We start from the raw sequence: 9,513 nt of genomic DNA, 5'->3' as shown, positions 1-9,513 counted from the left end.
GCCCGGCCCTGTTCGGCGACGCGGCGGCAGATATTGAACACGCCGGTCCGGGTCAGGCCGACCTGCACGGCAATGGCCTCGTAAGTCAGGCCGCTCTCGCGCAGTCCGATCACCTGCCGCCGACGCTCTTCTTGCGCTGCTGCGGGCAGCTTGCGCATGTCCACATGTTTCATCCCGCCGACCTGGGCCGACTGGCTGCGAATTTCAAGATCACTCAGGCCGGATCAATAAGTTCCAACTACTTCATCACAAGCGCATGTGGTGGACTGATCTTTCTTCTGCCGACCCTAATTCCTGCGGCCGCAGAGGCTAGTCTCTACCTCGGGTGCAGCATCGTGATCATAGCCAGTGCACTCGGCCTAAGCCTTTGGAGGATGAAATCTCTTGCTGAACGGACACAGCACTAAGGCTTGTCTCTAGGTGTCCAAATCAAATTTCGCGGAACGGGACGTTATGGAACGGCACTAAGATCATGATCTGCTGCGGTGAGAAGGCTCACTTTCTCCAGATGTCAACAAAGTGAGTCTTCGTCATCATTTCCTTGAGTTTGTTCTGTATTGCATCTGAAACTCCGAGGGCTCGTAGCCTCGCCTCTTCCTTGCGGCAGCTGTCGAACGCAGCCTGCGCGGCGGCATATGGCGTTGGGTAACGCCGATGAGCCGGAGTAACCTTAGAGCGCACACAGGAAAAATAGGCGAACGTCGCCTGTTCGATCTGCTTCATTTGATCAGGAGGCAGACTAGGCTGAGCAACACTACCCTCAGCGATCAGTAGCCCAGCAAACATTCCAAGAGAGCTAAGGATCATTCGCCGCACAATGCCCCTGCGGTCCTTCGGAGTTCGATAAGCCACATCCACCCTAGTTCTCCGCGCAATAGCAGTGTGAGCTTCCCTTGAGTTGGCATATTGGCATCAGCAGCCAGCTTATGACTATCCTCCCAAGGAGGAAGCCCAGTTAGGCTAGCCACGCCCTCAGCGCACCTACGGCGCTTGATCGAGGCGCGGTGGCTTCGGGCCTGCTTCGCTTCGGGCGCGGCTACCGCTTATACCGAGTCTCGTTGATCGACACTCATGTGCCTAGTCGCGGAGGGCGAAGTCGAATACCTGCGGATGCGGCCATGCTATATTGCTCCAGCCTCATAGCATGGGAGGATCAAATGGCAGCTAACAGGCACGCGTCGTACGCTGAGGCTGGATGCCATGCACCGGTAGGCTCAGGATTACGGTTACCCGACATTACCCTCGCCGCCGTTCTCGCCAGCGCGGTACTCAGTGCCCCGAGCCCCGTCGAGAGCCACGATATTTACGTCGGCGTCTACACCAGGCAGGGGGTGCCGTGCTGCGATGAAAGCGATTGCGTAGCCGCCCCGTTCCGGGTCACACCGGACGGTGTCGAGATGCTCGTGCGGGGTGTCTGGATCAGTGTTCCGCGCTGGTACATTCAGTACCGTGCCCTGCCGGGGGACACGACGCCTCACAGAAGTCACTGGTGCGGCGCGCTTCACCTCGTGCCAACAAATGGCGTGAACACGATGACCCGCTGCGCAATCCTGCCGCCGCATGCCTTGTAGGCACCCGCAGAGATCGCGAACAAGCTCGCGCAGGAGCTTGCGGGGCGATGTCGTGAGCACCTGGGGACGGCGGGACAAGTAGGGGCAGAGACGCGCCAAGTCTGCGCCACACCCAACAAGAGGCAACCCTTCGGGGACTTGGTATGAATAGAACTTAACTGTTAAACGGATCCCCAAGAGTCAATCTTCTCTGAAAGTAGGGTCAGACTTTTAACGTCACACCCACAGGAGAATGGGCTAAATCTGAGTCAAATATTTAGTTTGCTGAACAGGATGTTCCGAAACCTACAAGTCTGACTCAAAGGTGCAGAAGTTTGACCCGAATTGCACGGAATTCTGACTCAAGCCTGAATTTCCGCTCACGGTCGAAACCCAGACTTTAAGCTGAGGTCGACCTCGTGCCACGAGCGGACCTTCCCGCGAAGAATCAGGATTGCCGGTGCACTGCGCCACAGGGCCCTTGCGGGCAACAACGGCACCCTATTGAATTCTAGGGAGAGCCAGAGTTGTTTGCATCTCGACGCGTCAACGCGGCTACTCGGCTTTTCCATCAATCGCGGTGCACGTTGTTTCGTCAGATGCACTTCGCGATGAGACAAGCTCGAATGCCGGTACTGGTTTGTGAAATCCCTTTAGATCGAGTTTCCCAATCAAAACGGCTTCAATCGTGTCGCGCAGACAAGCAACTACCCTCCGAGTTAGCAGTATTTGACCTGATCTTGCTTCGCTACACAGGCGGCACGCGAGGTTTGGAATCGTGCCGATGACCGAGTACTCGAGCCGGTGCTCGAAGCCGACGCTGCCAAGGGTCGCATGTCCTCGGGCCACACTAACTCCGAACCCAAGATCGTGACCTCGTTTCCGCCAGCCCTCAGCCAGGAACTGGATGCACTCGCGCATCTTGAGCGACATCATCACTGCGCGCTCAGTATGATCCCGTTGTAGGAGTGGATCGTTGAAGAGCACCAGCACTCCATCGCCAACAAAACGCTCGAGGGTACCCTCGTATCGCATCACGAGGTCCCCCACGGCGGCATGGTACTCTCGGAGGACGGTAATCACCTCCTCAGGCTTTGCTGTCTCAGCGAAGCTCGTGAACCCGCGCAGATCTCCGAAAACGACTGTAACATCGCGCCGGTGGCTCTCCAGGGGATCTAGGCCTCCACACCCGGCAACTACGAGATCTGCCACTTGGGGGGGCAGAAACCGGCGCAGACGCCCCATCCGTCCGATCTGCTCGACTTGTTCGGCTACCCGCTGTTCCAGCATCTGGTTCCATTCGGCGAGTTCCCGTGCTTGATCCAGGACTATGTCGTGCAGTGTCTTAATGCGCAGCATGGACCGGACCCGCGCCAGCAGTGCGGCATGATCGATCGGTTTAGTCAGGTAGTCATCGCCGCCAGCATCGAGACCCTCGACCACGTCTCGCGGGTCTGACTTGGCGGTGACGAGAATGACAGGAATGTGCCGGTATGCCGCATCTGCCTTGAGACGCCGGACGGTCTCAATCCCATCCAGCTTCGGCATCATGATGTCGAGCAGAATTAAGTCCGGCACAAGGTCTGCGACTCGGGCGAGCGCCGCCACGCCATCAGCCGCTGTCGCAACCTCGTATCCTTGGCTCTGGAGCCTGCGCGTCAATAAATCGAGGTTCTGCGGCGTGTCATCGACAGCAAGGATGAGAGGCACGTCACGCATGCTCATATGTCCATCTATGCCAGGTATTCTTGGATCGTGGCCAACAGCTTGCGTGGACTGAAGGGCTTGGCGACGTACCCGTCGCAGCCGGCCTCTCGCGCCTTCGCCTCATCACCGGCAAGCGCATAGGAGGTGACGGCGATGATCGGGATATGGTGCAGAGCCGGGTTGCCCTTGATGCGCCGCGTAGCATCGTAGCCGTCTACCAGAGGCAGTTGGATGTCCATCAGGATCAGGTTAGGCCGGTGCCGTTGGGCTTGGGCGACGCCCTCTTCACCATCGACTGCTTCTAGCACCTCGAAGCCTGCGCGTGTCAGCAGGTCACGCAACATCCGGCGGTTATGCCAAGTATCCTCAATGACCAGGATCCGCTTCATCACGCCGCCTCCATCACTTCGTCCACTTGGAGTGGCACCCTAATCCTGAAGGTAGAACCCTGCTCTGGAGCGGACTCCACCGCGATTGTCCCGCCATGCATCCTGATGATCCGTTTGGAGATCGCGAGCCCTAACCCCGTACCGCCCTTCTGCCGCGTGGATGAGTTATCGACCTGCTGGAAGGCATCGAAGATCCGCTCCTGGTCGGCCAAAGCAATCCCTGGGCCGGTGTCTGTCACCGTCAGCTCGAGGAACTCGCCAACAGTCCGTGCGGTGATCCTGACTGAGCCCGCATCGGTGAACTTGATGGCATTGCCGACGAGATTGAGGAGGACCTGGGTGAGCCGCCGCTCATCCCCCCGCCCCAGTGGAAGATCTTCCGGGATCCTGACTTGCAGATCGAGGCCTTTGGCCCGAGCCAGCGGTTGTGTGACAGAGACCACGGCCTCGATGACGCTCTGAACAGCATAATCATCAAGCGTCAGCGTGAGCTGTCCCGCTTCAATTTTTGACAGATCAAGGACGTCGTTGATGAGCGCCAAGAGGTGCGCACCATTCGACTGGACGTACTCCATGATCTCATGAGCTTCGCCCGTCACTTCTCCGTAGACGCCATCGAGCAGCATCTCAGTGTAGCCGAGGACGGCGTTGAGTGGGGTGCGCAGCTCGTGGCTCATGTTGGCTAAGAACTGCGACTTGTGCTTGCTGGCAATCTCGAGTTGCCGGCTCTTGTCCTCAATCTCGCGGAAAAGCCGTGCGTTCTGGATAGCGAGCACCGACTGGCTGGCGAAGGTCTGCATCAGGTCGATGCTCTGTCTCGCGAACTCCGCCTCCTCCCGCCGCATGAGCACGAGTGTTCCAAAGACGCGCTCCGCCCTGACAAGTGGGACAATCAGGACGCGTCGGATTCCAGCACTCACGGACACGTCTCGGAGCGGCCACTTCGGTAATTGGGTGAGGTCACCGACCGAGACGGGAGTACGCTGCCGGATTGCGGCTCCCATCACCGTTTCCGCCTCAAGGATCCGCAGATTACGGATCTGCTCTAACAAGTTCGCCTCGAGGCCGCTGGCCCGCCACAAAATGAATGCGCGGTTAGTCCGGTCGTAGCGGAACAGCACACAGGCATCGGCTTGGCCGAGCGCCATCGCTCGGGTGGATACAAGATCAAGAACACGGGTCAGGTCCAGGGTTCCGCTGACCGCTTGGCCTGTCTCAGCCAGCGCTTTGAGTTCGTCAATGGACGTGGCCAATGCTGCAGATTGTTCCTGCAACTCCAAGACGAGGCGAGCGTTCTCGATCGCGATCACCGCTTGGTCGGCGAACACCGTCACGAGCTCGATCTGTTTGTCCGTGAACGGCTCGACATGATCGCGAGCAAGTGCAATCACGCCAATTGGTTCTCCGTCGCGTAAGAGTGGCACGCCGAGGACCGTGCGGAAGCTGCCCAAACTCTGCGCCTCCTGCCAATTGTAGCGGCCGTCCGTCGTTACATCATCGTAGTGCAGCACGCGTCGTTCGATGGCCGTACGCCCAACGACGGTTCCTGATGCGTCAGGCCGGATCGGGTTATTCTCAATGAAGCGCCTGAACTCCTGATCGAAGCCGCACGAGGCTTTAACCCGGTAAAACTCGTCTTCGAGTTGGAACAGGAGACCCTTGTCCGCACGACAGAGTTGGGTTGCCGTCTCCAAGAGGGTCTTAAGAACCGGCTGCAGGTGGAGCGTCGAGCGGCTGATGGCTTTGAGTACCTCACCGGTTGCAGTCTGGTAGGTCAAGGCCTCCGCGAGTTCGTGCGTGCGTGCCTCGATTTCTTGATAGAGGTGGCCTAGCTGCTGGGAAGTCTGATTGACATTCTGCGCCAGTGTCCCCAGTTCGTCCCGGTTAGTGACGGTGACCTGCTGGGAAAAATCGCCTGCTGCGATCTGGCGCAACCGGGATTCGATCTTCTGGACTGGTTCAACGAGCGACCATGAGATAATGTATCCTAGACCCAGCGCCAGCAGGATGCTGCCGATGGCAAACAATACAACGATCAGCCGGGAGTTCTCGTAGGCTCTCTCCGTCGTTTCGATGGCGTTCACCATGTCAGCCTCAGCCACGTTGACGAGTTGGTTCGTCAGACGCTCGAGGCGATCGAGTAAAGACATAATTTGCGTCTGTTGAATCTTGCGGGCCTCGTCCGCCCGACCAGTACGAATAAGGTCGACGATTTTTGTCACCTCGTCCGTTAGTTGATCGTAGTCCTGCCGGACCTGGCTGAGGAGTTCTGCTTCGTCCTTAGCGACGAATTCCATACGATCGAGGTCGTAGCCGAACTGTCGCAGTTGTCGGAGCGCGGCGTCAAGCATCCTGTCGTTCTGAAGCAAAAGTGCAGTCGATATGCTGTACAGCTGGCTCGTCGTGTCGTGCTGTACCTGATGATAGGCGGCAATCTTACGCTGCAGTTTGATCAACTCATTGGTTTGATCATTGACCCCGCTCAGCACCTGCAACCCGACAGCGCCGAGTGCGATCAGAAGCCCGACGATCGACAAAAACGAAACGAGCAGCTTGGTCTGAACACGCGCTGGAAGCTGAGCAATCCAACCAATCAGCCGGTCTCTGAACTTACTTGGACTCGTCCACAAGGCTGAGAAGGTCACGCTGGAACTCCTCTAGGTCGAACCGAGCGCCAACATACTGGACGCGCAAAATGCCGTTCGGATCAATGAGCGACGTCAGGAAGATATGGTCGACGTCTCCTGCCGTCGTCTTCCTCGCGAACACGCCGTACTGTCGGCCCACACTGCGGACTGTCGCCGGATCGCCGGTCAGAAACGCCCAGCCGTTGAGGTTGGCGCCAAAGTTCTCGGCGTACTGCTTTAACACTTCCGGCGTGTCACGCTCCGGATCGACAGTGATCGCCACAAAGGCGATCTTCGATCCGAACGCTGGGCCCAGTTCGTCCTGCACATGCACCATGTTGCTGGTCAGTATCGGGCAGGTATCGCTACAGGACGCGAAGATGAAGGTGATGGCGACCGCCTTGCCGCGCAAGTCACGAAGCGACACGTGAACTCCGTCCTGCGACGTCAGGGTAAAGTCCGGTGCCGCTCGAATAGTAGGCAGGCGCTGATCGTGTGGCGCATCATGGGCATGCGCCGGGCAGGAAAGCAGCCCCAGCAAAAGGAGGTGTGCCAGCCACCTGTTCACGTCTTCAACTCGCGCTTGATCTCGTTGAGGAAGCGCCAATCCGTGCCACTAGCAATGATTTTTTGAGGGCTCGCCTTGATCATACCAGCTTCACGGAGGCGCAAGGAGAAGAACCGAATGGTATCCTCCGGATCGTGATCCCGCCACTTTGCGTACGAGATCTCCGTGAGCGCCTGAAGGGCGGGCTCGTATTGCTTGGTATAACCGTCCTTGACCAAAAGACGGGCTACCCGCTCAGGCTCCGCGACGCAGATATCGTTAGCCTTGAGGACAGCGCGCACCACTCGCTTGGTGGCAGCTGGATACTTCGCTGCATAATTCGCGTTAGTTGCCAGCATGCAGCAGAAATACTGCGACCAGGGGCGGTCCTGGATGCTGTTCACAACGACATGGCCAATCTTGCGAGCGCGCAGTTCCTGTGGCTCGGGTGGGAAACCGAGGAAGGCATCGGTCTTCCGTTGCACGAACAAGTCAAACGCGTTGACGTCACTCGTCACCCACTTGATATCCTTCAGAGGATCGAGCCCGACATGCGTCGCCATTGCGGTTACGAAGACATGCGGATCTGATCCTAGGTTTTGTCCAACGCCGACGGTCTTTCCTTTTAGATCGAGGACACTGTTAATGCCCTCGTGCGCGAACAGTTCATAGCAGCCGACATGTACGCCAGCGAGCACCTTGATTGGCGCCCCTTGATCAATTGGAATGGCAAGAGCCGTGGCGAAATCCATGGCGAAATCTATGTCGCCACGCGCCAACATCGCGATCGAGGCAAGGCCGGCTTGCTGGTCGACATACCGAAAGTCAGACAGCCCCTCAGCCCGGATAAGGTCTTCCGCTACATACTGTGGCGCAATGCAGATCCCGGGCCCCCTTGAGAAGCGGACCGTGGTTGTTTCGAGCGGGGCCTCGCTGGCGGAGGCCCCTCGGGTGCCGATCAAAGCGGTAATGCCTGCGGTCGTGAGGTTGGCTAGGAAGCGGCGGCGAGTCTGAATGCTCTGCATTGTGAGCCTCCTCCGGTTGAGCTCGGATCAGGCAACTCGAACGTTCAGTTTACGTTTGAACTCGTCAATAAATGTTAGCTCGCTTCTTCAGTGGTAATCTTCCGCACGAGGTGTGATAACCCGCTTAATCCAAGCGTCCAGATGTATACCCTCTCGAATGCCGTGCCGCGCGTCAGCTTCCCAGATGTCGCAACACCGAGGTAGCCGGAACCCATTCCAGTAAACTAGGCATGACCTTGCTTTGGCATACACATCGGGAGCCTCGTCAATCGAAACATACTATCATATAGCGTGAAGCCTGGGAAGGTAGTGTACCTGGATGTGTTCGGAGCCACCGTGTGATGGCGCACTCGCATTCTGCCTGGGCAGCAAGGGCTCAGGTACCTAGTCCCGCCTCGAAGGCAGTTCTCCAGTTGCGTCAGCATGGACGCCTATACCTAGGGTGCCGGCTTGGGCAGCTTGGCGCCAATGGGACACTATTACAGCATGAGTGGAAGGACAGCTCCGGGTCAAACTATAACGTAGAGCGGATCAAATGAAGGTCCGTTCAGCGCTGTACCGCGGAACTTGGGATAAGGTCAGCCCAGTGCCATGTTAAGACGTTTCGAGTCCAGGGCCCTGTCCGTGCTACATCCATCAATGGCTTCCGGCCAGAATTCGCGATAATGCCGTTTGTTGAACTGTTACCCGGACATCTTCATATGGATCAGCGGGAACGGGCGACCGCTTCCATCCAGTTCGGATCGACCGAGCTCCTGAAAGCCGAGCCTTCTGTAGAAAGCACGCGCCCCCTCATTTTGCTCATTCACATCGACCGTGAGAGCACCTATTCTTTCGCGAGCATGTTGAACAAGCAGACGACCGACTCCTTTCCCATGCTGCCCTGGGGCGACAAACAGAGCGTCGATCATAGCTCCTGTCATGCCCATAAAAGCTACAGGAGCATCCGAGGCGTCAACTGCAACCCAGGACTCTGCATGGGGCAGGTAATCGTTGCGCACGAGGTTGGCATAAAATTCAATATCGGCCTCACTCAGGAAGGAGTGGGTGGCCTGGACTGCTGAGTGCCAGATACTGAACAAAGTATCGAGGTCACTGGAGCGGGATTCGCGACCTGTGAACATGGGTGGATCAATAGACAAAAAATTCCCTCCTTCAATCTGGGAATTTAGGCTTCTGAGCGAGCCATATATCCGATAACGAAGCGTCATGGCATGCAGCGCCTATCGTACAGTTTACCGGCAGCAAGCTAGGGAGCACAAAGGATGAGTGATAGCAAAACTAAGGCACCGGTTCAGGCGGCAAATCATGGGGTCGCTTGGGAGAAAGCCTTTGGATATGCGCAGGCAATCAAGGTCAAGGATACAATCTACGTCTCTGGACAATTGAGCCACGACTCTGCGGGCAACCTTGTGGCTCCCGCCGATCTTGATGAAGCCGGAAAGCCACAATCTTTCGACAACATGGAAGCGCAAATCCGCCAGACTTACGAAAATGCGCGTATCCTGCTAGCGCAGTTTGGAGCCTCTGAGGTGGCTCGGTTTGGTTGAACAGCGTTTTCGGCTGGCGAAGTGGAGTGTCTGCCGGGGTTAGGCCGCCGCGAGTTGCGGCAGCGGGTCGAAGTCGGCCTGATCGGGTGTCTTGCGGTCAAGGGATGAATGAGGCCTC

At 57.5% G+C, this 9,513-nt stretch carries 8 protein-coding genes and 1 pseudogene; 2 read left to right on the top strand and 7 right to left on the bottom strand.

The genetic code is table 11. The features are described 5' to 3' along the window. Window positions 1–495: 495 nt before the first annotated feature. Entirely contained in the window at window positions 496–723 is a 228-nt protein-coding gene (locus KHP60_RS19525) for a hypothetical protein (RefSeq protein ID WP_213565974.1), read from the bottom strand. Between the two features lie 434 nt (window positions 724–1,157). On the opposite strand from KHP60_RS19525, the gene KHP60_RS19520 reads away from it, so the two are divergent. After that, window positions 1,158–1,571 carry a hypothetical protein gene (locus KHP60_RS19520; RefSeq protein ID WP_213565973.1) on the top strand — a complete coding sequence of 138 codons (414 nt, stop codon included), beginning with the start codon at window positions 1,158–1,160 and terminating at the stop codon, window positions 1,569–1,571. 534 nt (window positions 1,572–2,105) lie between these two features. Here KHP60_RS19520 and KHP60_RS19515 read toward each other — a convergent pair. The 6 genes from KHP60_RS19515 to KHP60_RS19490 all read right to left on the bottom strand — a co-directional run bounded on the left by KHP60_RS19515 (window position 2,106) and on the right by KHP60_RS19490 (window position 9,056). Continuing rightward, on the bottom strand, window positions 2,106–3,269 hold the full coding sequence (locus KHP60_RS19515) for an adenylate/guanylate cyclase domain-containing response regulator (protein ID WP_213565972.1): 1,164 nt from the start codon (window positions 3,267–3,269) through the stop codon (window positions 2,106–2,108). Between the two features lie 14 nt (window positions 3,270–3,283). Then, on the bottom strand, window positions 3,284–3,646 hold the full coding sequence (locus KHP60_RS19510) for a response regulator (protein ID WP_213565971.1): 363 nt from the start codon (window positions 3,644–3,646) through the stop codon (window positions 3,284–3,286). Further along, window positions 3,646–6,291, bottom strand: coding sequence for an ATP-binding protein (locus KHP60_RS19505; RefSeq protein ID WP_213565970.1), 2,646 nt, complete (start codon window positions 6,289–6,291; stop codon window positions 3,646–3,648). The genes KHP60_RS19510 and KHP60_RS19505 overlap by 1 nt, the downstream gene beginning before the upstream one ends. Then, window positions 6,257–6,841, bottom strand: a complete 585-nt coding sequence (locus KHP60_RS19500) for an SCO family protein (protein WP_213565969.1) — start codon at window positions 6,839–6,841, stop codon at window positions 6,257–6,259. Before KHP60_RS19500 ends, KHP60_RS19505 begins: the two co-directional genes overlap by 35 nt. Continuing rightward, on the bottom strand, window positions 6,838–7,845 hold the full coding sequence (locus KHP60_RS19495) for an ABC transporter substrate-binding protein (RefSeq protein ID WP_213565968.1): 1,008 nt from the start codon (window positions 7,843–7,845) through the stop codon (window positions 6,838–6,840). Before KHP60_RS19495 ends, KHP60_RS19500 begins: the two co-directional genes overlap by 4 nt. A 683-nt stretch (window positions 7,846–8,528) precedes the next feature. Next, window positions 8,529–9,056 (bottom strand): acetyltransferase, encoded by a 528-nt coding sequence (locus KHP60_RS19490; RefSeq protein WP_249688942.1) that lies wholly within the window; start codon window positions 9,054–9,056, stop codon window positions 8,529–8,531. A 54-nt stretch (window positions 9,057–9,110) separates the two neighbouring features. Between KHP60_RS19490 and KHP60_RS19485 the strand changes: the two are divergent. After that, window positions 9,111–9,374, top strand: a pseudogene (locus KHP60_RS19485) (RidA family protein); the annotation flags it as partial. Between the last annotated feature and the right edge of the window lie 139 nt (window positions 9,375–9,513).

This window comes from Microvirga sp. 3-52, from assembly GCF_018383585.1.
In the GTDB taxonomy this organism is placed as follows: Bacteria; Pseudomonadota; Alphaproteobacteria; order Rhizobiales; family Beijerinckiaceae; genus Microvirga.
This window is presented reverse-complemented; position numbering and strand designations above follow the sequence as displayed.